The organism is Streptomyces sp. NPDC058955 (assembly GCF_042741435.1).
Taxonomy (GTDB): Bacteria; Actinomycetota; Actinomycetes; order Streptomycetales; family Streptomycetaceae; genus Streptomyces.
The window spans coordinates 2829-3229 of the sequence record NZ_JBHYKM010000231.1 but is presented as its reverse complement, the minus strand read 5'-3'; the positions used below and the strand labels follow the sequence as shown (position 1 = coordinate 3229).

At 81.0% G+C, this 401-nt stretch carries 1 pseudogene; it reads right to left on the bottom strand.

Annotation, left to right across the window (positions count from 1 at the left end):
- Nucleotides 1-35 precede the first annotated feature (35 nt).
- A pseudogene (locus ACFW1I_RS38195) lies at nucleotides 36-401 on the bottom strand (hypothetical protein); the annotation flags it as partial.

Sequence of the window (401 nt, the reverse complement as noted above, 5' to 3'; positions counted from 1 at the left end):
GCGCGGGCGCTGCCCGCACCGCGGGGGGGCGGGGGTCACCAGCGGGTGGGGGGTGGGGAGGTCAGGCGGTCGGTCAGGAGGGCGAGGCGGTCGCGGAGACGGCGGCCCCGCCGCTCCGGCAGCCGGTTCTCGCCCGCCGCCGCGCTCACCAGGTGCTGGACCGTGTCGAAGTCCACCCCCACCCCCGCCCCCTCCACGACCGTCAGCGCCTCGTGCGCGAGCCCCCGCACCTCCGCGTCCCCGCCGTCCAGCGACAGCACCGTCGCCCCGGCGCGCCGCGCGTCGTGGACCCGCTGGAGCAGCCCCGCCTCCGGCCGCTCCGGCGCGCCCACCCCCCCCGTCCCGCCCCCCCCCCCCCCCCCCCCCCCGCCCCGTCGCCGGGGGGTTTACACAAAAACACA